The organism is Vibrio campbellii CAIM 519 = NBRC 15631 = ATCC 25920, from assembly GCF_002163755.1.
GTDB classification, from domain to species: domain Bacteria; phylum Pseudomonadota; class Gammaproteobacteria; order Enterobacterales; family Vibrionaceae; genus Vibrio; species Vibrio campbellii.
In genome coordinates this window covers 24,158-47,721 of the sequence record NZ_CP015864.1, presented here as the reverse complement: position 1 = coordinate 47,721, position 23,564 = coordinate 24,158, and the positions used below count along the sequence as shown (strand labels likewise).

17 protein-coding genes are annotated in these 23,564 nt (G+C 45.3%); 7 read left to right on the top strand and 10 right to left on the bottom strand.

Annotated elements, in window-relative coordinates; translation table 11 throughout:
* The first annotated feature begins 146 nt into the window (after positions 1 to 146).
* Both A8140_RS15855 and A8140_RS15850 read left to right on the top strand, forming a co-directional pair.
* Positions 147 to 1,202, top strand: coding sequence for a formylglycine-generating enzyme family protein (locus tag A8140_RS15855; protein ID WP_005532342.1), 1,056 nt, complete (start codon positions 147 to 149; stop codon positions 1,200 to 1,202).
* Between the two features lie 204 nt (positions 1,203 to 1,406).
* Positions 1,407 to 2,462: a formylglycine-generating enzyme family protein gene (locus tag A8140_RS15850; protein ID WP_005532340.1), complete on the top strand. Its 1,056-nt coding sequence runs from the start codon at positions 1,407 to 1,409 to the stop codon at positions 2,460 to 2,462.
* 54 nt (positions 2,463 to 2,516) lie between these two features.
* Here A8140_RS15850 and A8140_RS15845 read toward each other — a convergent pair whose 3' ends face one another.
* The 4 genes from A8140_RS15845 to A8140_RS15830 form a co-directional block, all read right to left on the bottom strand.
* Entirely contained in the window at positions 2,517 to 4,991 is a 2,475-nt protein-coding gene (locus tag A8140_RS15845) for a LysM peptidoglycan-binding domain-containing protein (RefSeq protein WP_005532339.1), read from the bottom strand.
* The gene (locus A8140_RS15840) at positions 4,991 to 5,584 is read right to left on the bottom strand and encodes a DUF4123 domain-containing protein (RefSeq protein ID WP_005532338.1); all 594 of its coding nucleotides are present in this window, start codon (positions 5,582 to 5,584) and stop codon (positions 4,991 to 4,993) included. The genes A8140_RS15845 and A8140_RS15840 overlap by 1 nt, the downstream gene beginning before the upstream one ends.
* Positions 5,566 to 7,824 (bottom strand): type VI secretion system Vgr family protein, encoded by a 2,259-nt coding sequence (locus A8140_RS15835; protein ID WP_005532337.1) that lies wholly within the window; start codon positions 7,822 to 7,824, stop codon positions 5,566 to 5,568. Before A8140_RS15835 ends, A8140_RS15840 begins: the two co-directional genes overlap by 19 nt.
* Positions 7,825 to 8,266: 442 nt before the next feature.
* Positions 8,267 to 9,160 carry a LysR substrate-binding domain-containing protein gene (locus A8140_RS15830; RefSeq protein ID WP_005532336.1) on the bottom strand — a complete coding sequence of 298 codons (894 nt, stop codon included), beginning with the start codon at positions 9,158 to 9,160 and terminating at the stop codon, positions 8,267 to 8,269.
* Positions 9,161 to 9,592: 432 nt separating this feature from the next.
* Between A8140_RS15830 and A8140_RS15820 the strand changes: the two genes are divergently transcribed.
* Together A8140_RS15820 and A8140_RS15815 are read left to right on the top strand one after the other, a co-directional pair.
* Entirely contained in the window at positions 9,593 to 9,970 is a 378-nt protein-coding gene (locus A8140_RS15820) for an MmcQ/YjbR family DNA-binding protein (RefSeq protein WP_005532333.1), read from the top strand.
* A gap of 2 nt (positions 9,971 to 9,972) precedes the next feature.
* A complete protein-coding gene (locus A8140_RS15815) occupies positions 9,973 to 10,515 on the top strand; it encodes a nucleotidyltransferase family protein (RefSeq protein ID WP_005532332.1) in 543 nt (180 codons plus the stop codon).
* A 7-nt stretch (positions 10,516 to 10,522) separates the two neighbouring features.
* Here the strand turns inward: A8140_RS15815 and A8140_RS15810 are convergent, their stop codons facing one another.
* Complete coding sequence (locus A8140_RS15810) at positions 10,523 to 11,446, bottom strand: LysR family transcriptional regulator (protein WP_005532331.1); 924 nt, start codon at positions 11,444 to 11,446, stop codon at positions 10,523 to 10,525.
* A 119-nt stretch (positions 11,447 to 11,565) separates the two neighbouring features.
* On the opposite strand from A8140_RS15810, the gene A8140_RS15805 reads away from it, so the two are divergent.
* A complete protein-coding gene (locus tag A8140_RS15805; RefSeq protein WP_005532330.1) occupies positions 11,566 to 12,657 on the top strand; it encodes an alkene reductase in 1,092 nt (363 codons plus the stop codon).
* Between the two features lie 258 nt (positions 12,658 to 12,915).
* Positions 12,916 to 13,038, top strand: a complete 123-nt coding sequence (locus A8140_RS25830) for a hypothetical protein (RefSeq protein ID WP_255960111.1) — start codon at positions 12,916 to 12,918, stop codon at positions 13,036 to 13,038.
* A 135-nt stretch (positions 13,039 to 13,173) separates the two neighbouring features.
* Here the strand turns inward: A8140_RS25830 and A8140_RS15800 are convergent, their stop codons facing one another.
* Genes A8140_RS15800 through A8140_RS15780 form a run of 5 tightly spaced genes read right to left on the bottom strand, consistent with a single transcriptional unit; the run spans position 13,174 to position 22,581 of the window.
* A complete protein-coding gene (locus A8140_RS15800) occupies positions 13,174 to 14,232 on the bottom strand; it encodes a toxic anion resistance protein (protein ID WP_005532328.1) in 1,059 nt (352 codons plus the stop codon).
* A 15-nt stretch (positions 14,233 to 14,247) separates the two neighbouring features.
* Positions 14,248 to 14,952, bottom strand: coding sequence for a phospholipase D-like domain-containing protein (locus A8140_RS15795; RefSeq protein WP_005532327.1), 705 nt, complete (start codon positions 14,950 to 14,952; stop codon positions 14,248 to 14,250).
* Positions 14,953 to 19,815, bottom strand: coding sequence for a DNA repair ATPase (locus A8140_RS15790; protein ID WP_005532325.1), 4,863 nt, complete (start codon positions 19,813 to 19,815; stop codon positions 14,953 to 14,955).
* 57 nt (positions 19,816 to 19,872) lie between these two features.
* Positions 19,873 to 21,960, bottom strand: a complete 2,088-nt coding sequence (locus tag A8140_RS15785; RefSeq protein WP_005532324.1) for a peptidase — start codon at positions 21,958 to 21,960, stop codon at positions 19,873 to 19,875.
* Positions 21,961 to 21,981: 21 nt separating this feature from the next.
* On the bottom strand, positions 21,982 to 22,581 hold the full coding sequence (locus A8140_RS15780; protein WP_005532323.1) for a hypothetical protein: 600 nt from the start codon (positions 22,579 to 22,581) through the stop codon (positions 21,982 to 21,984).
* Positions 22,582 to 22,996: 415 nt separating this feature from the next.
* Here A8140_RS15780 and A8140_RS15775 point away from each other — a divergent pair, with 415 nt between their 5' ends.
* Entirely contained in the window at positions 22,997 to 23,518 is a 522-nt protein-coding gene (locus A8140_RS15775) for a DUF2058 domain-containing protein (RefSeq protein ID WP_005532322.1), read from the top strand.
* The last annotated feature ends 46 nt before the right edge of the window (positions 23,519 to 23,564 follow it).

The window sequence follows — 23,564 nt, the reverse complement described above, 5'->3', positions numbered from 1 at the left end:
GCGGCTTTGTTTTATCCAGCGCGTTTGGAATCTCCTCGCCAAAAAACAGGAACACCGACGTTATAACTAGTTATACAGTCGCTTTGAAAATGTTCTCTCCTTTTATTTTTGCGTAAAATATGCGCATAACGTAAAAGGAATACCAAATGAAAAACAGATGGTTAGGTATGGCTTGCGTGCTTCCTTTATTGGTTGCATGTGATAGCGAAAGTTCGGCAATCCCAGTGTCTAGCGAGACCGTCTCTCAACAGCAAATCGATACGATTGTGTCGAACATCAATAAGCTTTATCCAGAGGCAACTCCAGAGCAAAAGCTGAGAGCAGCCAAAACCGTAGTTCGAGCTATTGAAGAACTTGTGTTTGTTGAAGGCGGGAGCTTTGAGATGGGCGATTTCGGTGCTCCTTGTGATCCACCAAGTCGTACACCAAATCGTATGGATTGGTCACCGGATGTACAATGTTTGAGTAACCCATCCAGCGGTGAAACAGGGGCTTATAATCTAAATAAGGTAACCTTAGACTCGTATTCTATTGCAAAACTTGAAACGCGTTTTGTCGATATGGAGTGGATGCGATGGATCAATAAGCTGCCAGTGGCAGAAGATGACTCTAGAGATCGCACTCACATCCCTCGAGACTCTGTTAAATATAAATTCTTGCTAGAAGATAGACAAAAGGCTGCCGCTTCAGCAAAGCAGTGGCAGGAAGCGAAAGACTACTGCCAGTGGTTAGGTGATGTCAGCGCCTTGCCATTTGATCTGCCCACAGAGGCACAATGGGAGTATGCCGCCAGAAATCGTGGAGAAAAGGTGTACTTCGCCACCAATAATGGCTATGCCCAACTCCAAGGAGGCGATTACTTTGATCCGGCCTCAGGTCGTTATATTGATTATACCGATGAAGAGGTGAATGCAGCTAAGCGTATCGAAGATGTGGATGCGTACCCTCCTAACACCCTAGGTGTGGCGGGCATGTCTAACCAAATAAGTGAGTGGGTTAATGATTGGTATGCTAAAGATTATTATCTTGTTTCACCAGAGCATAATCCGCAAGGTCCTGAGTCAGGTACAGAAAAAGTACGTCGTGATGCTGCGGGAACGACCATGGTCTTTTCACGTATCCATGATCTTCCTGAATTAGAAGGATACTTTGCATCGGTGAGCTTTCGTTGCGCGCTTCAGCAAACCACGCCAGCTAAGTAATGTCCCAAAGCGTTCCAGACTCACATCAGCTTGGCAGACTTCCTTCCGGCAACACCTAACCAAAACAAAGTATCGCAGCTTCTAGACAATACATCCCCCAAAAACAGGAACGAAGTCGTTATAACTAGTTATACATTCGCTTTGAAACTGTTTTCTCCTTTTATTTTTGCGTAAAATATGCCCACAAAGTAAAAGGAATACCAAATGAAAAACAGATGGTTAGGTATGGCTTGCGTGCTTCCCTTATTGGTTGCGTGCAACAGCGAAAGTTCAGCAATTAAGGTGTCTAGCGAGACCGTCTCACAAAAGCAAATCGATACGATAACGTCGAACATCAATAAGCTTTACCCAGAGGCGACTCAAGAGCAAAAGCTGAGAGCAGCAAAAACCGTAGTTCGAGCTATTGAAGAACTTGTGTTTGTTGAAGGCGGGAGCTTTGAGATGGGCGATTTCGGTGCTCCTTGTGATCCACCAAGTCGTACACCAAACCGTATTGACTGGTCTCCAGGCGTGCAGTGTTCGAGTGACCCATCCAGCGGTGAAACAGGGGCTTATAACCTGCACAAGGTAACATTGGACTCGTACTCCATTGCAAAATTTGAGACACGTTTTATTGATATGGAGTGGATGCGCCAAATTACGGGCCTACCTGTTGCGCGTGATTTGTCTAAAAATGGGCCACATGTTGAAAGAGACTCAAAACGCTATGAAGTATTAATAACAAAGCGCAAAAATAATGCAGCGGCAACAAAGACTTGGCAAGAAGCTAAAGATTACTGTCAATGGCTGAGCGATGTCAGTACGTTGCCGTTTGACTTACCTACGGAGGCACAATGGGAATATGCGGCAAGAAGCCGCGGGGAAAAGGTATATTTCGCGACTAATACTGGCTACCGTCAAATGTACAATTCTCATTACTTCGATCCAGAAATGGGTCGCAACGTGGATTACAAAGAGAGTGAAGTCAACAGCTCAACAGATATCGAAAGTGTTGATTCCTATCCCCCAAACCCGTTAGGGATAGCAGGCATGTCTAATCAGGTAAGCGAATGGGTCAATGACTGGTACTCACCAACATATTACCAGAATTCACCGGAACATAATCCGCAAGGCCCTGACTCTGGCACGGAAAAAGTGCTTCGCGATGCAAGAGGAATGACTATGGTCTTTTCACGTATCCATAGTCTTCCAACTCAAGAGAGATATTTTCCGTCGGTGAGTTTTCGCTGCGCGCTTCAACAAACCATGCCAACTAAGTAATTAAACAGTAAGGGGCTGGGCTATAGCAGCCTAGCCTCTTGTTTTCGTTCTCGACTATCTATACGGTAAAGACTCATCGGCACGAGCTGCGATTTGGTCTCTCTTGCGTGTAAGCGCATCACCACTAAGCGGTGTATAAGGCTGACCGGTCGCATCACTCTTACCTTTTTCTGCTAGTTGAGAGACCCACAAGTTAAAATCATGTTGTTGCGTGTTATCCAATATAGCGTTGATGCGAGCAAGGTTATCAAACATCACTTTATCACCTAAAACAGCCTGACCCGCAGGGTTCATACATTGCAAAATCTCTTCAAACTTGTGCCAGCTGTAGGCACTCTTTCTCAACAACTTATATATCGCACTTTCTTGCTGCTCATTGAAACTAAACAAAAACTCTTCAACTAATAGATCGAGCATAATACCGACTGCTTCCGGTAGGAGTTGTTCAAATGGTACGCCTGATAACGTCGATTCATCGAGAATGCGTGTAGCTAACGCATTTGCTTTTCTTTTACGGTCCACACAATCTTCAAAATCTTGCTTCCAAGTTTCTATCTGAGTTTCACCTGCAAGTAACGCTTTTTCAAGTGTCTGAGGGGGGTCAACAACCAAGTCTCTAGCAAACGCGACCAACGTTGAGTTGAGCAAGTGCTTGTATGCGTCTTCATTTATATTATAGAGATAACGGTAATCGACGTATTGCAAGGCTTTTAAAATAGTTAGGGTCAGCTCCCACAGTTTCTCGCCATCAATAAGTACGCCAAAACCGCCGCCGCCGCCTACGCCCCAGACCAGCTGGCCTGAGCACATTAAATAGAATTTGCCGCCAGTGAGGGCGAGTTGAAAGTCCGCACCAAAACCACCTCCCGCGCCAATATTTCCGGCCAAACTCACCTTAGCAAGCGCATTGAATGAGCGGGAGTTGTCACCCTCTGGAGCTTGCCACTCTATTGCTCCGGTTAGCTGACCGCTCACTTTGCCTCCGGCAAACCCTTGAACTTTGAATCCCACCTGTCCCTTTGGGGATTTCGCCATGTTAATTCGAGGAGTGAAAAGGACACCGACACTTTCACCGTTTTCATTTCCGTTGCCTGCACTCCCTCCGCCTTCTGCTGCTATTCCGACAAAGCATCCAATGCCTACCGACCCATTGAACCGAAAACAACCAAATGAATAAGTTGCGTCCTCTCCATTAGCATCGCGATAGCTTAGCCGAGCAGCAAAACCACTTTCATAAGGTAGAAACAGGTTCGCTTCTGCTTTGGCTTCTACAAGCGATACACTTGCATCAGCACCAACACCGATGTCAATTTTACCTTTCGTTGGCTCAAAGTTACTGGCTGCGGTAGCTTGAGCTCCCCAGCGAAAAAGCTGCGCCTCTGCGCTAACGGCAAAAATGGCATTGCCTTCATACTGCAATAATTCCTGAGTCGCTTTCCACTCAACCCATTTATTACCCTCTGCCTTCCACTGCGCTAACTGCGTGGTAATTTTAAGATCATTTTCTGTCTGTTTAATGTCTTTAGCAACGGCGTTACCAAAGCCTTTGTAATCTTTTTGCTCAAGAGCCTTCATCGCATTTGTATGCGTATATGAACGTTGCCAGCGTTTTTCCTCACGCTCATGAAAGTGTGAGCGTACATATACGTAGCGGCCTTGTTTAACAGAATAGACTTCAGCAACGTGCGTTTTTACTTTACGTGTTTTGAGTTCCTTTTTGACAGTGTTGCCATTGAGACTAACCTTTGTAACTGTCTCATTTGTTTTTTTGCTTTCCGCCTGATCTTCTAAGCCCTGATAGTAATCAATCTCGCTTTGAATACTTTTGAGGACTTGCTGTCTTAACGCCTCTGTCGAGCCTTCAGCAAAGAAAGTTGTCTTGTGGTACTTTTCAACAAACGCTTTACGCTCTTCTAGCGATTTCTTGGATGAACTCGCTCGCTTTGAATTGAGGTTTACTTGGGGCTGGCTTTCTCTTATTTGTGCCGCTCGTCGGCTTGCTGGATTATTCTGAACCTCTTCTGTTGCAAACATCCCGGCATAGTTTGCATCGGCAAGCCAAGCTTCTTTTTTCCGTGCATGCGCTTCCATCGACTCACGAGTGATCTCGTCTCCTTTTGGCGCCGATTCTAGTAGTGTCTTGTAGTTATCCAAAAGAAGGTCCGTATTTTGACTTTCTTGTTCAAGTTCTTTGGCAGCTTTCTCATCTAATAACCAATACTCAAAAGGGCTGTCCCCAGTTAAGAAGATAACATCTTGAACATCAATAGGTTGACAGAGAGGGGGTGCGAATAAGGGGCTGTCCGAAGCCAGCTCTCGCATATCTGAAACTGGCTCTACAGGGTGCTCGGGCTCAACGACTTCTACCGGAGTGTCGTCTGGTAGCGTGAGCGCCTCGCCGATACGGATAAAGTCAGGGTTCGATTGGTATTGGGGGTTCAGTTCAAGCAATGTTGTGAAGTCCACGTCTTGCTCAATCGCGATTTTAAGTAGAGTATCGCCTGCGTTGATGGTGTAAGTTTTGCTCATTAGGCGCTCACTCCTTGCCAATGGGCTGAGATTAAGTTCATGGTTTGTATTTGTGACGGCGTTAGATCCCAAGTCACTGGAATATTCTGACTCTTCTCTGGTGTTTGCCATGAAGCGCCCAACCACTGCCGGTCAAACCATTGGATTCGAGTCAGTAATGGGAAGAACTGCTGCCTTTGGTTCGAATTCAATGAACCAATGAACATGACAAGTTTACGAGGCTCATAAAACCGCATCATAGCTTGCGCTTGACCATGCTGGACAAAAAGACGATTTCGTAAAGATGTGGCAAGACTTTCTATATCTATCGAATTTGCGGTAACAACAAGGCAGCCAGAAGGCGTTGCTTCTAGGTGGTTTTGCACAGTCTCTAGCTTCTGTTTCTCGAGAATTTCCACTAACAGAGGGCCATTACCAACGGCTGCGAATCGAGTTTTAGCAAAAAGTGGAACAGCTTCACAGTCGGATAACGATTCCTCCCACTCAGGCCATAATGTAGGTTCAATCAGCACGTAAAGCTTTTCGTCACCCGACGAGAATAATGGTGGAATAAGTTTAATATCCCATTCAGGGTTTAGCTGTGTAATTGGCATGTTCTTCCACTCCCACAATCACAAATTTCTTGTAGTAAACTGCCTTCCTCAACCAATCCGGCATACGCCGCGGGTGACATCACAGGCATCGGTTTCATCGCCAGCGATGGTTTTCTTGGTCTTCTTGTAGAAACCCTGTTATTACCGTTTGCCGCGCCGCCCGGATTGATGTCTACTTTTCCACCCGTTGCGGTGACACTACTCGCACCATCAATCGTAATGGAGGTGCCGTTTAAATGGATGTTGCCGCTGCTCTTTAGCACTAAGCTGGATGCGCCGACGAGGACCTTGATTTCATCCGCTGAGACCACCGCGGTTTCGCCATCAGAGCGGATAGAGGTATTGCCGTTGACTTCGACACTGAGGTTATTGCCAATACTATGTGTATCGTCAGCCCCCACATCAATAGAGCGCGATGCCATGATTACCGTGTTTTGGTCTTGCCCTACATCCAGTGAATCGTCTTTACCAATCAAAGTTTGACGATTTTCGTCGATGTATAAATCTCGGTTGTTGGCTATTTTCTCGGATTCATTCGCGTTGTAAGTAACGTGAACATCTTTCTCTACCTGCTCCATAAAGGTTTGCTTGGTGATGGAGGTTTTATGCCCATCAATGACTTCTTTACGGTCGCCTAAGATGTTGTTTTCTTGATTGTTGCCGACCTTTAGTTCTTCATCATTACCGATGTCTCGATAACGGTTATTGAGCACTTTGGTCTTCATGTCTTTTTGAGCGCGGAAGTGAACCTCTTCTTGGTCACTCTCATCCTCAAAATACATTTCGTTATAACCTTCAGCCTTATGGCTTTGGGTTCTAAAAACGGTACGTGTTTTGTTTTCTGGTAATGGGTATGGCGGCGTATGTAAACCGTTGTACACCGCCCCCGTCACTAACGGGCGGTCTGGGTCACCCTCTAGGAAGGTCACAATCACTTCATGACCAATGCGAGGTAAATACACTGCGCCCCAGTTGGGTGCTGCCATTGATTGACTGACACGTAGCCAACATGAACTATGCTCATCACTTTGCGCATAGCGATCCCAATGGAACTGAACTTTGATGCGTCCATATTCATCGGTGTAGATTTCTTCACCCGCAGGGCCGACCACAACCGCAGTTTGAGGGCCATCAACGATAGGTGACGCCATTTTAGGCGCACGGAATGTCACATCTCGTGGTAAGCAGACAAACTGATTGTGATAAGTTGTAGGCTCATCGCTCGATTCTTCTTCGTGCACACGAGGGTTAAAGCCAGTGTGCATCACCGTCAACATGAGGTAATCACGGTTGATGCCTAAACGAGGGTGCTGGCTGATATCGAAGCTGTAGCCTGCGGTGAGACGCATGATATCGCTCGCAGCTTCAATCTGATGGCTGTCCACCGTGTATTCGGACATCCACTCTGTTACACGCTGCTGACCTAATTCTGGCGTTGTGTAACGACCAAGATAGTCGTAGCGCTGCAAATCAAAGTTCGGGCCTTCATCAGCGCTTTTTCCTTGTGGGATTTTCGGCGTGAGGTAGTTGTAATCGCCATAGCTGACGATGCCAGTGCGAGTACGATGCGTTTGTTCGAGGTCGAAGATGTGTTCTCGATCTGGCGTGCCACCACCTTGGGCATGATAAATCACTGGCCCTAGGTAAGAAGCATTAGTAGGTGAACTGATAAGCTCTGGTATCGCATCGTTGCTATCGACGATGACCATGGTATGTTCAGCTTCGTTATGTTCGAAATAATACCAGAGGCCATGCTCTGCCATTAATCGCTGCACAAAATGCTGGTCGTTCTCTCGGTATTGAAGAACGTACTCTTTCGCCTCATATTGCGCTGACAGCTCAAAGCGGTAATCGCTCATGCCTGCATCATCAAAAACCTGACGAATAATGTCAGGCGCCGCTTGCATCTGAAAGATACGACAGTCCTGACGCTGAGTGAGAAACCAGAGGTGTGGAACCAAGGTAATATGATAACGCGAGAAGCGGCGGCCAGAGCCTAAGTAACGAAGCTCAGAGATACTGCCGTTAAACTGGCGAGCCGTTCCTACACCTTGACCGAACAGGCTCAGGACGCCCATTTTTCGACTTAAGGCTTCAAACGTGATGGCATCGTCGTCGGACAACACCGTCAAGTTCATTTCAAAGGGAGAAGAGACTGTTTCCGTAATCCGGAAGCTTTCGACTTTAAATGCACCTGAGAACCCAGACACATCAAAGGTGAAGTTTACATCATTAACCATACCATTCGGCTCTTATGACAGTGAAGAAGTGTGTAAACACCCCCACAGACGCTAAATTGGCCAAACTGTATCAAGTTATATGACGTTCATCACCGTGATGAATTAACAGATAATTTGCACGTTAGACTAGGCATTTATTAGGGAAAAATACGCCAATCATCTGTGACACCAAAAATATGACTTTTTATATGGTTATTTCATCGGTCATGTACCGATTTTGAATGTGTCAGTATGTGATTTAACCCAACAAAAAATGAACAGAAGCTCTCAAATAGACACTTGCCAACTTCACACAGATGTGTGTCTTTTTTATGTGACACCTAAGCCCCCCTAATTTTTGAACCTGTTGAACATTCAACTTTGAATAACAATATTTTTTGGTTACATAGCTATCTCAGCATACAGGTCTCTACGGCTTAAATTTGAATTCAAAAGTTGATGATTACTTAAAAGAAAGCTCTTTCATTAGCCACGCTTTAAACGCACTGATACGCAAAGAGCGCGAAGAAGATGGGTCATCAATTACCGAGTAACGAACACCTGGCTTTAAACCAATATCAAAAGGTTTCACTAGCATACCTCTTTCAATAAAGTCGGCACAAACACTATCTGTTGCTAAGCACGCCCCGTGACCAGCTACCACAGCATTGATTCCCATATCAAAGGTGCCAACCTCCATCCACTGAAGTCTGTCTTTTTGAGTATCAACGTTGGCAGCTTTAAACCACTGATCCCAATTGAATGCCTCTGAGTGGAAGTCAATCAGCCAACAACGTTGTAACTGTTCAGGATGGGTAAACTTTATTGATTCAGCAAGTTGCGGAGAGCAGTAAGGATAGATTTCTTCTTCAAATAACGTCACTTGCTCCAACCCTAATTCGGTTGCATCTCCATCACCTTGCCAAATAAGTACATCGGTTTCAGTGTGCCTGATGTCCATGGTCTGGAGGTTTTGCATTCGGATAGGAATGTGTGGGTACTCCATTGTAAATTTCCATAACCTTGGCATAAGCCAACGAGTGGAAAAAGAACGTGGAGCACTCACATTCAACACGCCTTCTACCGGTTCGTTTTGAATACGATTTAGACCTGTAATGATGTTTTTGAAGCCATCATTAACGTGTTGATGAAGAATTTGCCCTTTATCCGTCAGATGCATTTCACGTCCACGTCGAATGAACAGCTTGCAACTCAAACGCTGTTCTAACTGCCTCAACTTTTGGCTTATCGCAGCCTGAGTGATGCAAAGCTCCTCAGCCGCTTTGCTGTAACTTTTTAGTCGAGCAGCAGATTCAAAGTAATGAAGCGCTGAAAGATAGCGAAGTCTATTGTCCATAATCTCTACTTATAATACTTGTAATAAATCGTTGTTCGTAATGGAGCTTTGTTGGTTCGATAATACTGACATCAAATGGTCGAACAAGGAAATTCAATTGAAGAACATATTGTTAAAAACTCGAAAAATAGAATCTATACTATTGAATGAATTGAATTTAATTAAAAAAATCAATATTGATAGGTATTACATTAACGACCTCAGCAATCACGTAAGAAAGGATATAGGAGTCCAATCCTACGAGGAGAAAAGCTCACATTACTCAAATTATCTATAACGTAAAATTATTTAAATTTCACTCTACCTGAGTTAAAGCAAAAAGTTCAGACAGAATCCAACCTTTAAAGCTTTACAATGAATCGTGATACATCAAGACCAATCAACCTGTGCTAACCTAACCAACACCGTAATTCTCATAAGTTAAGGTTGACCATGACATACGATGAATTTAATCAATTCTGTGGCTCATTCGCTGCTACTTCTCATGTTGTTCAATGGGGTGATGCGCACGTTTGGAAAGTCGGTGGAAAGGTATTTGCCATTGGCGGTTGGAGTAAAGAAAAGCAGCCGGCATTTACGTTTAAAACTTCTCCTTTAAACTTCGACTTTTTAAGTGATTATGAGGGCTACATTCCTGCCCCTTATTTCGCAAACCGAGGTATGAAATGGATTCAGCAAACGGAAACCTCAGGACGCCTAGACGAAGAGCTAAAGTACTATTTATCAGAATCTTATCGATTAGTTGCACTTGGTTTGAGTAAGCGAAAACGCGATGAACTAGGCATTGAACTACCACCAGCGAAACAATAACGATGCTTGAAGATAAACTTGCTCAGTTACTGGCAGAAGATCCACGTCGCATTCAAGCATTGCAATGCGTCCGCTCGCTAGATTTACCAGATTGTTATATTGCTGCGGGCTTTGTACGAAACCTAGTGTGGGACCACCTTCATCAAAAGAATAATCCAACACCATTAAACGATCTTGATGTGGTTTATTTCGATCTGAATGAGTTGGACGAACAAGCCTACCTCAAATACGAAGCTCAACTAAACGCCCTAATGCCAGAGCTCAACTGGCAAGTTCGCAATCAAGCAAACATGCACCTAAGGAATGGTGATGAGCCATACCAAAGTACCTTAGATGCGATGAGTTACTGGCCAGAAAAAGAGACAGCGGTCGCTGCCAGATTGAACGGAAAAAACCAGATAGAGTGCATTTCAGCGTTCGGGATTGAGTCTTTGTTTGAAAGTCAGATTACTTACAATCCCAAGCGAACATTAACGCTGTTTCAATCTCGGGTAGAATCCAAAAACTGGCTAATCACATGGCCTCAATTGCAGGTTGCCGTCTAAGCCTTGCTTACTCCGGAAACTGGCTATGAAAACGCTCAATCAAGAAGTTCAAAAACAAACGAAGTCGCTTGGGTTGATACTGGCGGCTCAGGTAAATCACGTTCAAATCTGCGCCTGCAGAAGAAGTTGAGGCGTTGAAGTTCTTCATATAGCCATTTAACACCGTCACTAAACGCTGCTGTTTAATGTCTTCTTGCACATCGAGAATCGATTTCAACGCAATACCTGCGCCATCTAACGTCCATTGACGAATCACTTCGCCATCATCAGAAAACCGCTTCGGTACGACAGTAACAACGTTGTGCTGCTCTTCATCTTGAAAGTGCCATGTTTTCAACTCTTCATTGCTGCGGACCATGGCTAAACAATCGTGCTGTGCTAAATCTTGTGGCGTGATCGGCGTGCCTTTCTTTGCCAAATACTGAGGAGAAGCGCAAAGCACTCGGCGACTGGACGCCAGTTTGCGAGAGATAAGGTTACTGTCGGCTAGCTCCCCATATCGGATAACAATATCCAAACCGGACTCCGCCAAGTTGGATAGATTATCGTTCAAATACAGGTAAGGGATCACATCGGGATGGAGCTGACTAAATTCCGACAGTATTGGTGAAATATATTGCTTACCAATATCACGAGGAGCCGAGATTTTAAGTGTGCCGCGCACTTCTTTGGTGCCAGTTTGGAGTAAGTTCTCCATCTCTTTAACGCTGTCGATGATTTCCAGACACGCCTGATGGTACATAGCGCCAGAGTCCGTCAGTGAGATATGCCTTGTACTGCGATTAAGTAATTTCACCCCATAACGGTCTTCCAGCGACTGCAATCTTGCCGTTACTGTTGCTGGCGATAAGCCGAGCTCTCTGCCAGCCGCCGCCAGCCCTTGGTTCTTCACTATGCTGACAAACAGCGACATATCCGAAAACTTGTCCACATTCTCTCCTAAAGCCTCATTATTCGACTGATCTGAATAATAAATTCAAATATTACCCAATTATCAAATTTCTTCTACCTAATATACTGAGTCCATCAAATACGACTGGATAAAAGATAATGAGCAAACTATTTGAACCAGCACAGCTGAAACTACTGACTCTACAAAACCGCGTAGTCATGGCACCAATGACCCGAGCGCGCACTAGCCAACCGGGCAACATTCCAAACCAAATGATGGCGACTTACTACAAGCAGCGCGCTACCGCAGGGTTAATCATCTCTGAAGCCACCCAGATTTCAGAAGATTCGCAAGGTTACTCGTTCACACCAGGCGTCTACACTGATGAACAAGTGGCTGGCTGGAAAACCGTCACTCAAGCAGCAAAAGAGCAAGGCGCTGCTATATTTTGTCAGTTATGGCATGTTGGCCGTGTATCACACCCGAGATTCCAAAAAGGGGAACAGCCTATTGCCCCATCCGCACTAAAACCAGTAGAAACCCAAGTGTGGATTGCCGACGAGCAAGGCAACGGCAACATGGTCGATTGTGTAGAGCCACGAGCGATGACTCAAGCCGATATTGACCGTGTGGTAAGGGATTTTGCCCACGCAGCGAAACGTGCGATGGAATCAGGCTTTGATGGCGTCGAAATCCACGGCGGGAATGGTTACCTGATTGACCAGTTCCTGCGTACCAATTCAAACCAAAGAACCGACAGCTACGGCGGTACTCGCGAAAACCGACTTCGCTTTTTATTAGAAGTGGTCGATGCGGTGAGCGAAGCCATCGGTGCCAACAAAGTGGGAGTACGACTCGCACCATTCATCACTTTCAAGGACATGAACTGCCCAGACATTGTGCCAACCATCCTCGATGCATCGAAACAGCTTCAAGCTCTTGATATTGCGTACTTGCACCTGTCTGAAGCAGATTGGGACGACGCTCCGGTGATTCCAGAAAGCTTCCGTATCGAGCTGCGCGAATACTTCACCAACACGATTATCGTCGCGGGCAGTTACACCCAAGAGCGTGCTGACGAGGTACTTGAGAAAGGTTATGCGGATTTAGTCGCGTTTGGACGCCCGTTTGTTTCTAACCCAGATTTGGTGGCGCGCTTACAGCACCAACAACCTCTGGCTGAACTGGATGGCTCTACGCTTTTTGGTGGTAATGAACACGGCTATACCGATTATCCGGCGCTTGGTTGAAGGGTTTACCCGCTTCTGAAAAGGTTTTATCCGCTTCTGATAGCGATTCATAGCGTGCCGTATTTCCCAAATTAATCAGTTGTTATCCCATAAAGAGAAAAGCGCAAAGTAGTTCAACGTTTTCTTGTGTTTAGGTGTATTAAACTGGCTGCATATTCAGAATGCAAATTTAGGAGAACGCTCGTGTCTGATGAAAATTCAAAATAAGAAGTGACGGTTGTTGATATTAAAATGCCATTTATGTCGATGGTGATCTTTATGGTCAAGTTCGCTATCGCTTCAATTCCTGCGATGATCATTCTGGGGATCATCTTCAGCATTTTAGGGATGATATTTGGCGGAATGTTCGGTGGCATGTTCCACGGTTCTGGTCACATGTAAGCGCAATCACCGCAGTCGCTTAAGTTCGGGATAAAGCCACGCTGTCTCTTTTACCAAAAAATCACTCCCTATTTTCTATTACTCGTTAAAAGTAGATAAAAAATGAGTGAGGGAGTGGTTTCTTGATGGTTCACCTTACAAGGTTTGCTCAAGCGCTTGTTTAAGTTCTGCTTCTGCTCGCTCAATCACTTGCTGAGCCTGCTCGCGTTGCGCTCTGCCTTCCTTCACTCGCGATAGCGTATTGTTCAACGTTTCTATCGTCAGTTGATTCACGGTCTCTAGAGAATCGAGATCGAGAATGCCACGCTGGTAGTTTTCTGCAATTTGTTCTTCTAACGCCTTAAGTTTCTCTGCGTTTTGCACATATTGCTTATTGGTGTAATCCTTCACCGCACGCGTTACCTTCAACGCTTTCTCTTTTTCATAATTGGAAATCGCAATCAAGAATTGGCGCTTCCACAATGGGAAAGTGTTGTGCACGATATCTTGAATGTCTTCCATCAGCATTTTATTGCCTTCTTGAGACAATCGAATCTGAGGTGCGGTTTGGATAGCAGCAAGGCGAGTGAGCTCAAGGTTATGCACGCGCTTTTCTAAACGCGCAACGGCTTGAGTCGCATCACGGTATCTCTGGGCATCTAACGCATCACCACTTTGCTCAGATTGTGCCAGTAAGCTTGGTAATACATTTTGCGTAAGCTGGTTTAACTTGTACTTACCAGCGGCGATGTACTGCTCTAATCCGCCGAGCAACTCTAAATTATGGTCATAGAGCGTATCGAGCTGGCTAATATCATGAGCCAACTTCATCTCTTGTGCTTCTAAACGTCCTGAAAGCTGTTCCAATTGGCTTTTCACTGAATCAAAACTTGCCGAGAATTTTTTGAAAGAATCAAAAAGCTCACCGACTAAAGGAAGCCTCGATAACAAGCTGGTTTTGCCCAAATTTGAAAATTCAGCGCTGTCCATGGACGATACCATTGCATGCAAAATATCGCCCGCTTCACCACTGTCGCGAACACGAACTTGCTCTAACACTTCGTCAGAGAAAGCGGTGATTTTTTCCAGCGCCTCTTTACCAAAAGTGATCGTCGCTACGCTATCAAACGCATCAAATTGCTCTGCGAGTGCGACGATTTGAGGAGTAGCGTCCACCTCAAGTACCTGATGTTCAGAATTCATCAATTCGGTCATGGGATCTCCCTATATTTATGACGGCTTATGGCAAGGAAACTTCTGCCATAGCGTTTCAAATTGTCTTAAGAACGCAGAAACAAACCTGCGGTCGTCGGTAAGCGTGATATCTTCCTGATTGTATTTAGAAGCGCTGCGTGTCCAGTTAAAGCTGCCATTGATCAACCTCTGTTGGTCGAAGATCGCGAACTTATGGTGCATATGGTATCGAGTCGTATCAATTTTGACCGCCACGCCCTGTGCTGCAAGGTATTCAACATCACTGCCTTTATCGTACATCTTGTCGTTGTCGGTCACGATTCGGACCGCCACGCCTCTTTTATGCGCGGCGAGGATCTGATCGGTTAAGTCGTTATCCGCGATAGTGAAAACACAAATGTCCACCGAGTGACGAGCCAGCTTCAGCTGTTCAATGATGCCGGACGCACACGCTCTACCCGGAGAAAACCAGCTCGACGCGGTGTCTGCCGAGTTCTGACTCATGACATTGTCTAAAACCTTGACCACGCGCTCCAACCAACGAACTAAAGCGGCTGCATCACCTTGATTTTGGATTTCTTGCTGCACGAGCTTAAAGCTCATATTACGCAGGTAGGAGCGGTCTTCATGACTTAATACCGAGTCCTGCAGCTCTGATTGGAGCTCTCTTCGCTCACTATCATCTAGGCGATAATCTTGTATCGAAGCCTCTAGCCACGCTGACCATTTCTGTCGATCCATTTAGCTCCCCTCCTGATCATGACGACCAAATCGAGCAACATGCTGATTCAACATAGCAAGTTGCTGCACAACCTGTCCTGCTCGGTCTTCGGAATCACCCATCATTTGCTGACGCTGATACCCTTCTTTGATTTCAGACCAACGTGCTTGCTGTTCATCCGTCATGTCACCACGCAGCTCTGCAAGCTTGAGTAGGTTTTCCTCAGTACCCGCGGCCAGCGTTTGTGCTTCACCCTGATAGTGATCTTGAAGCAGCGTATGCATCTCTTGGTCAGTCATCACTGACGAGATTTTCTCCGCCAGTTTATTCATGTTTCGATACGAGCCTTGCAGCTTGAACGGAGGTTCGACACGATACTGATCCGCGGTTGCGGCTGACTTGATGTACTGCTGATTCACCTTCAAGACAATTTGCTGCGCCATGATCAGTTTTTGCAAGGTTGTCACGATCTCGCCCGATTCGATCGCAGAATAAGAATGGCTCATCTCACTCAGCGCGATGCTTTCTCCCTCTGCCATTCTGACAAAGCGGTACAAATCATTCAGGTCTCGCGTTGCTAAAGGCGCAAGCACGTTGTTGGAGGTGAGCGAGTTTTCGATAAAGCTTAAATCGAAGATCGATTTCTGGTCAGAGAGCATATCACCGAGGTTGTAGATGTCCGCACGGTTAGCCAACATATCTGGGATTCTGAATGCTTCGCCACTCTCTGTGTACGGGTTACCCGCCATCACGACAGCAAACTTTTTGCCGCGCATGTCGTAGGTTTTCGTTTTCCCTTTCCAAGTGCCTTCTATGCGACGCGTGCCATCACAGAGTGAGATGAATTTCTGTAAGAATTCGGGATGGGTATGTTGAATATCATCCAAGTAAAGCAACACGTTGTTGCCCATCTCGAAAGCGAGGTTAATTTTCTCAATTTCGCGAGCCGCATTTTGATCAGGGGCGTCAGCGGGGTCGAGGGATGTCGCTTGATGACCGATGGATGGGCCATTGATCTTCATGAACACCAAACCTAATTTGTGTGCAACATACTCAATTAACGTCGTTTTACCATAACCAGGCGGAGAGATAAGAAGTAGCATCCCCATCAAGTCAGTACGTTTTTTATCGCCTAACGTACCCATTTGCTTAGCAAAGTTGTCGCCAATAAGAGGTAAGTAACTCTCACTGATCAGCTTGTTGCGTACAAATGACGTTAATGGGCGAGGTTTAAACTCACTAAGACGGAAATCTTCCTTTGCAGAACTCAACAACTGGGTGCGCTGGGATAGATAAGCTTCAAAGCTCGGAACCACAGAGCTTCGGTGATGTTCGTTTCTTTGAATAAAGTCATCCAATACGAGCTCTAAACTGCCTTTGCTAATTAGGGTGTGCTCTCCCAGTAACCCTTCGACATGACACACCAATGAAAAGTCGACACTGGCTAGCCTTTTCTCAGACAAGGTATTCACCACTGCCACCGTCGCCGCTTCGCATACGAATGCCTGACCGTATTGCTTTTTCGCAGTGTACGCACTTAACCACTGATGATGATCGTTAAATGACTCGGTAAAACTGAGCGGTTGAGGTTGCCAGCCCAAACTGCGTCTAAATTGCAAATAATCTTCGCAGAGAGAAAGGGAATCCTGACTCACTTCGATTTGCCAATCTTGCTCACTCAATAGCTGCGCAAGGTAGTCAGCGGCTTCATGTTGATCATCATTTAGGGAATCAACCAGTTGTTTTTGCAGCTCTTGATACGCTTGCGATGCATTTAAATGCTCTCGCAATAACTTCGCGTTTTGCGCCTGTTGTTGATAATGATCTATTTGGTCAGCATCTTGCTCTAATAGCCACAAGATGGCCTTCGAGCGCGCGGTTTGGCTGTAACGCAATAACCCCGCTTGCTGATAAACAGGCAGCACTTTACGTAAAATGTTGACCGCATCATGATCGTGGATACCTTTGACATACCCTTCTCGATAACGTGGTGCTGCAAAGCGTTGAACAAGTTCGTTCAACTTATTTTCTCTCAAGGCATCATAAAGCTTATCTAGGCTCTGCCCATCTTGATTGATAGACGCTTGATGCAAGATTAAGTACGCCAGATACTCCGCTCGATAGACTTCCTCACTCTCTGAGGCAACGTCTAAACGAGAGACGGTTTGCAGATCGAGAAATGCTTTGTCTTCTACCGCTTGGTAAAAATCCGTACCGGAGATGTGTAGCGCCAACTCACCACTTTGATCGACCAAGCTGAGGTCAAGTGGTTGCTGGTTGACGCTAAATCTATGCTTGCCCAAGCGCAGAACCGTTCCACCTTTCTCGAAGATGTCTTGGTTATCTCGTAATGCACGTAGCGATTGGTCTTGAAGCGACTTCAATTTTGAGTCAACGCTGTCTGCTTTGACACTGTCGCCAAGCTCACGAATAGTCTGAGACAACTGTTGTAGCTTGAGAACCATTGCGTCGGTGGCAAAGTAGCTGTTCAGCCCTGCAACATCATCGAATCGCTCAACGCGTTTTTCTATGCTGCTCATGGTGACGTTGGCAGCTTGAAGTAAGTTTTGTACTCGACGTTGTTGACCTGCAATGAGCTGCTGCTTGTGGTTATCCAACGTTGATTGGATCTCATCACGCTTTGAATAAATCTCGCTTAAAAACTGGTCGAAATCCGCGAAGCGCGACTCTAACTTATCCAGTTGCCCAACGAGCTTAGCAAGCTGGGTATCACAATCATCTGGCGTTAACGCTTGCTCCATTGCACTGCTCACAGACTGGCTGAGCAGCTTAAATTGAGCACTGAATTCCGCTTGAGCTTCTTCACTTTGTAAGCTTTGAGATTTTGCTCTTAGCTTGGCTGAAACAGTGTTAAGTAGCGACGTTACTTCTGTGGTAAGGTCTAAGATTCGAGTTGCTTGTGTCGGGTCTTCGGTTTCGATGTCCGTGACTTCTTCCGTCACTATCTGGAGCTCATGACGAAGCGTTTCCACTTCTTCATTAAGCTTCTGAATCTCCGCCGTTTTAGTTACTTCTTCGAGCTGTAATTCAATTTTTTGAATTTGCTTCTTGAAAGGGACGTACGCTTTTTCGTCTTGAAGAAGGGTGAGCAAATGCAGATTAAGTGACTCGCGCTGTGCCTGTAATTCTTCAAGCAAACGGTCAACTTGAACTTCATCAATGTAATGTTGCTGACGGAGCGACATAGTCACACCGACTTGCCCTTTTACTTCACTAAGCAAACTCAGTAATGTGTTCGCTTGCTCTTTTGGGGCCAGTTTGATTTTGCCAATGAGCTCGGAAACTGCCGATTTTTGCTCATCAAGGCTGCTGGAAGCATGTTTTTGTAACTGCTGAACTTTGGCAAACTCATCGATGATCTTATCGGTAGTCCCCATGAGATCATTGATCGCACTGCCTATTCCACAAGCGTAATCATGATTGAGCCAAGTGTAGTGATCGAGGGTCGAGCGACACTGCTTGATAAGTACTTCATAGGCAGCTTGAGTTACTTCTTCACTCTGCGCTAATTGGCAAATCGAAAGAACAGAAGACAGCGCTCGAACCAACTCAGTATTACCAAGATTGAACAGTGGACTGCTGCCTTGGGTTTGCGCGTTGACTTTCGCATAGTGCTCTGGGGTAGAAAATGGCGTATCCCAAATCCTCATCGGGTGGATGGTCGACGCCTCTTCATTCTCAGACAATTGAAACACTAACCAGCGGCCATCTGGGTATAAGCTGTAACCGTGGCTCTCCATTGGTGCTTCAAATTTCTTCTCAATCAAGTTGTAGGTGTACGCGATGTAATAACCTTCAACGGCGTTGAAAAAGATATAAAGAATGTCTTCACCATTCGGTGACGTGATCTGCTGGAAAAACTTGAGCTGGTCAGCGTCAAAGGCGAACTGTTTGTCTTCACCATTAGATAGAACGTAGCCATTGGCGTACAGCACGCCATGATCTTCAGGTAGCGTTTTTGCGCTTCCCCCTAATGCATCAGCCCTTACGACGGACTGAGTCACTGAATTGTAGAGGAAGTATCGAGCGTGCTTTTCTCGGTTTGGCTTTACTCGTAGCGCAATTAAGTCTCCGACAAACGCGTAATCGATGTGTGCGTCAGCCACGCTTTGGTGTGGGTCTTCAACGTCTTCTCTATAGATACCTTTACCATCTTTGGTATTGTCTTCGACCTTGATGGTTAAGTCCCCGCCAACACATTCAACAAACAACTTATCTTGAATAGACACGTGCGGATGATCGCCAAGCACGTGGTCATCTCGCGTTGTTGGGATCCAATCAAAATCATGTTGAGGAACACTGGTTAAGGCGTTCTGACCCAGGGAATCAATGTACTCGATAGAATGAGCGTTGATCTGAAAACGGAAAACTTTTCTGTCTTCTGGACGCATGCCAATTTGGAAGGCGATATAAAGCGTGCTTTCTTGACGAGAGATTTGAGAAAGCTTTGCGTCTCGGTAGTAAGTAAACAGTTCCGTCAATTCATGGGTAAAACGGGAATCGGATAAAAAACTGGATTCAAGTGGAAGCGGCTCAACACGAAATGTCCCTTCATTTTCATGGAGGTGATAAAGCCCAAACACATCGTCTAATGAAGGCGTCGCTTTCATCCCAACTTGCACATGATAACCGAACAATAAATGCTGGTTTACCTGAGCCATATCGATTGGAATGCACTTAGCATCGGTTTGAACATTGACCTTGCCGATCAATTTAAAATCTTGGCCGCCAAACGTTTCTTGGCGTTGCTGATTGAAGGATTGGGAGAGAGACTTTAGCTGGCTGCCTTGCTGCAACAAACGCGTCTTTAAAACATCGTATGCACCAGCATCACTCACCGCTTTTTGAGTCATATCTGACATGCTAATACCTATAAATCCCGCTTACGAAGAAGCGGGATTTTTTAGAGAGAGTGAAAATTATGATTTATCGCTGGTTGTCGTATCTAGGGAGCTTTGTATTTTCTTCATTAGCTCCGCAGCGCCACCTTGTGAATTCAGTAAACTCGCGAGCGCGACATTACTCAAGTCACTGCTTTTCAGTTCTGTACTCTCTAAAACGTCTTTGATGTCTTGCGGCAGGCTACGGTTGCCATTCACATAATCTGAGACCAGTGGGTTAAGAACCTCTGATTCATTAAACTTCGCATCGACGACAGCGGCATCCATGATAGTGCGACGGATTTGCTCCATTCCTTCACCACCAAACAAACGGATATCGGCTTTCGATAGCGCCTCACCCAAGGCTTGAGCGTTCGCCCCAACCACGGTTTTCTGAGCATCAATGCGCGCCAATTCAAGGTCTTTCTCTTGTTGCAACTGCATTACCCACTTGTCGTGTTCACGGGTGTGATCATCGTATTGCTGAGCCGCCTCAAAGCGAGCTGTCTGAGCTTCTGCTTCTGCCAGGCCTTTAGCACGTAGAGCTTGCGCTTCCGCTTCACCGGCACTTTGTAAGGTGTAAGCTTCTGCTTCACCCGTCTCTTTGATCGCAAGTGCACGCTCGCGCTCAACTTCCACTTCAGCAAGACCCGTAGCACTGATCAGCTCTTTTTCTGCCTGTGCCATACGCTCTTTTGCTGCAGCTTCACGGTCTTTCGCCACAAACTCAGCTTCTGCACGCTTGGTCGTCACTACTTGTTCCGCTTCGGCTTGACGTGTCTTCACCGCTAGCTCGTTTTCCGCATCACGCGTTTTCACTTTCAGCTCAGCTTCGTTCTCAATCAAAATACGTTCAGAACGTTCGCGAGCGGCATCTTTCTCTGCACGAGCGGCAACCAGCAGTTCAATCTGTGCAGATTCAGCAACCGCTTCTGCTTCCGTCAGTTTGATGCGTTTTTCACGGTTAACTCGCTCATTAACGCGTAGGTTTTCCGTCTCTTCTTCTTCGCGAGCAATCTTACGTTCGATTTCTACACGCTGAGAACGAGTTTCCGCGACAGACTTCATCGCTTCTTCTACCGTCGTCTCTTTCTGCATTTCTCGCTCAGCAACCTCCGTAGAAGTACGAACTCGCTCAGTCTCTACTGAACGGTTCAATTCTTCTTGTTGAATTGCCACTTGGCGTTGGTTTGCGATACGCGTCATCTCGACTTCCATCTCGACGCTTTCGCGCTTCTTGGCCACTTCTTCTTCAGTTTCCAGCTCCGCTAGCTTGGTGATTCGCTCATATTCTTCACGTTTTTCAGCGGCCAACGCTTCTTCTTGCGCTTTGATAATATCGATTTCACGCTGAGTGCGGGCAATACTCTCTTTTTCTTGCTTATCAAGCTGTAAGCGGTTTGCTTCAGCTTCAACATTTTTCTTCTTGATCGTTGTGCGTTCATCCTGACGAATCGCGTTGGTTTCCGTATTCTTTTGCGCTGTAATGGCAGAGATCTTACGGATACCTTCTACGTCAAGAATGTTGCCCGGGCTATGGGCGTCCAGCGCGGTTTGGTCAACTTTATCGATAACAACGTCGTAGATCTTAAAGCCATCCATTTCGCTACCGATGACTTCAACAACGGCATCACGGAAAGCGCGGCGATTCGTTAACAGCTCTTCAAATTCAAACTGTTTTACTGCCGTTTTCAGTGCTTCAGAGAACTTAGGCTGGAAGTGCTCTTTTAGGCGCTCTAGGTTAGAAGCATCATGAGCAGTAAAAAGTTTAGCAACACGAACAATATCTTCTTCTTCGTGATTCACACCGATGTAGAAATCAACTTTAAGGTCCGCACGAATGTTGTCTCGGCAATGAAGGCCTTCGTATTCTTCGCCTTCTTGATCTTTGCGTCCACTTCGAACAACAGAGATCTTCTTACGAGTAATATCCATAAACTCAAATTTGTTGATCACTGGCCATACAAAAGTACCAGTTAGAGAAGCGCGCGTGGCATGCAGTCCATTGACAATTAGTGCGTCGCCTTCACCTCGAACCTTTTTATATCGGGTGGTGAGAAAGATAAGAATAATCAAAAAAATCCCGATACCAATCCCAAGGAATATCAGACTTGGAGAAATCTGCATAGCTGCTCCTTAATTTTCTAGCTACTGATTAATAATGTAATATTTTTTTTGTTTATTGAGAGAAACGATCACAACATCGTTCCCATATTCAATGGGTGCATCAGACTCCAAAATCCGTGCATCCAGTAAAAATTCGCTGCCATTATGATGAACAATAATTTCACCGCGTTGACTGTTCACCTCACTGCTGTGAACTTTTGCTTTCATTCCAATAAAATCGACCTTTGCAAAAGCTTTACTCTTATCAAAAAGTGGCGCTAAGGGCCTTAATAGCTTCGCGCTGATATACAAGGATAGGTAGAAGTTAACTGGAATAGAGACAAGTTCCGCAACCGTCAAAAAAACAGAACTAAGGTGTTGATTTAGGGAAGATGATGAGTAAAACGATAGAATAGTGGCGAAAAAGAAACTAACACACAAACCCACCGCCAAGGGTACTTTGGATAAAATAGGTGGTAATAAAAGCCCACCGCTAAATAGGCTGCCTGATTCGAATAATTCTATATCTGCAACGGCTACATCTACCACGTTGAAGATGAGATCAATGCACATAATAAGAAGAAGAAAAACAAAAGGCGCAAAGAAAACATTCGTCGGGAAAGACAGCAATATATCGGTCATTACTAGCAACAATATTAAATGATGAGAGTCATCCCATTATGGTAAAGGATCATTAATTAAGTTTATTTCCTTACCTTTTCTTTTGTGACTGATATCGACAAATTTAAAACCAACCAAATAAAATGTACGTTATTTAATAGTTACTAATATTAACAGCGTCACAATAAATTAATATTTAAATTATAAAACAAACATTAGAGATAAGAACTCTAGGTATGAATAGATATATTCAACACGCGATCCCATTTAATATTACCGGTTTTTATCGCATAAAGTTCTTTATTTGAACCACTTCTCAATGCTATTGCTCCCCTTGTTTCAAGCAATCCAATGTAGATGAGAAAGGCACCAGCCCCTTTCTTTGCGACGAATGACTGGTTAAAATGCACAAAATTGCGCACTAACTGGATAGAACATGGCAAAACTTACCCTTCAAGAGCAGATGCTAAAAGCAGGCTTGGTTAACGAGAAAAAACTGAAAAAAGCGAAAAAAGGCTCTAAAAAATCACGCGTTCAAGCTCGCGAAGTAAAGGCGGCGGTTGAAGAGAACAAACGTCAGCAGTTAGAGCGTGACAAGCAATTGAGCGAGCAACAAAATGCAGAACGCTTGAACAAAGAAATCAAAGCGCAAATCAACCAGCTGATTGAAATGAACAAGGTTGATTTGAAAGATGGCGACATCAAATACAACTTCACACACGGTACACTTGTGAAGTCGCTTTACGTCGATTCAATCATCCGTGATCAATTGATCAAAGGTATCTTGGCGATTGCCATCGTCGGTGAGAGCTATGTAGTTATTCCTCGCCCTGTTGCAAACAAGATTGCTCAGCGTGACGAGTCTGTGATCATTGAACAGAAAGAGCCTGAGTCAGATATCCCAGCAGAAGATGACCCATACGCAGATTTCGTCGTGCCAGACGATTTGATGTGGTAAAGCAAGTTCGCAACAAAACTCGATAAGTAAGGTCAAGCTCCCGTCT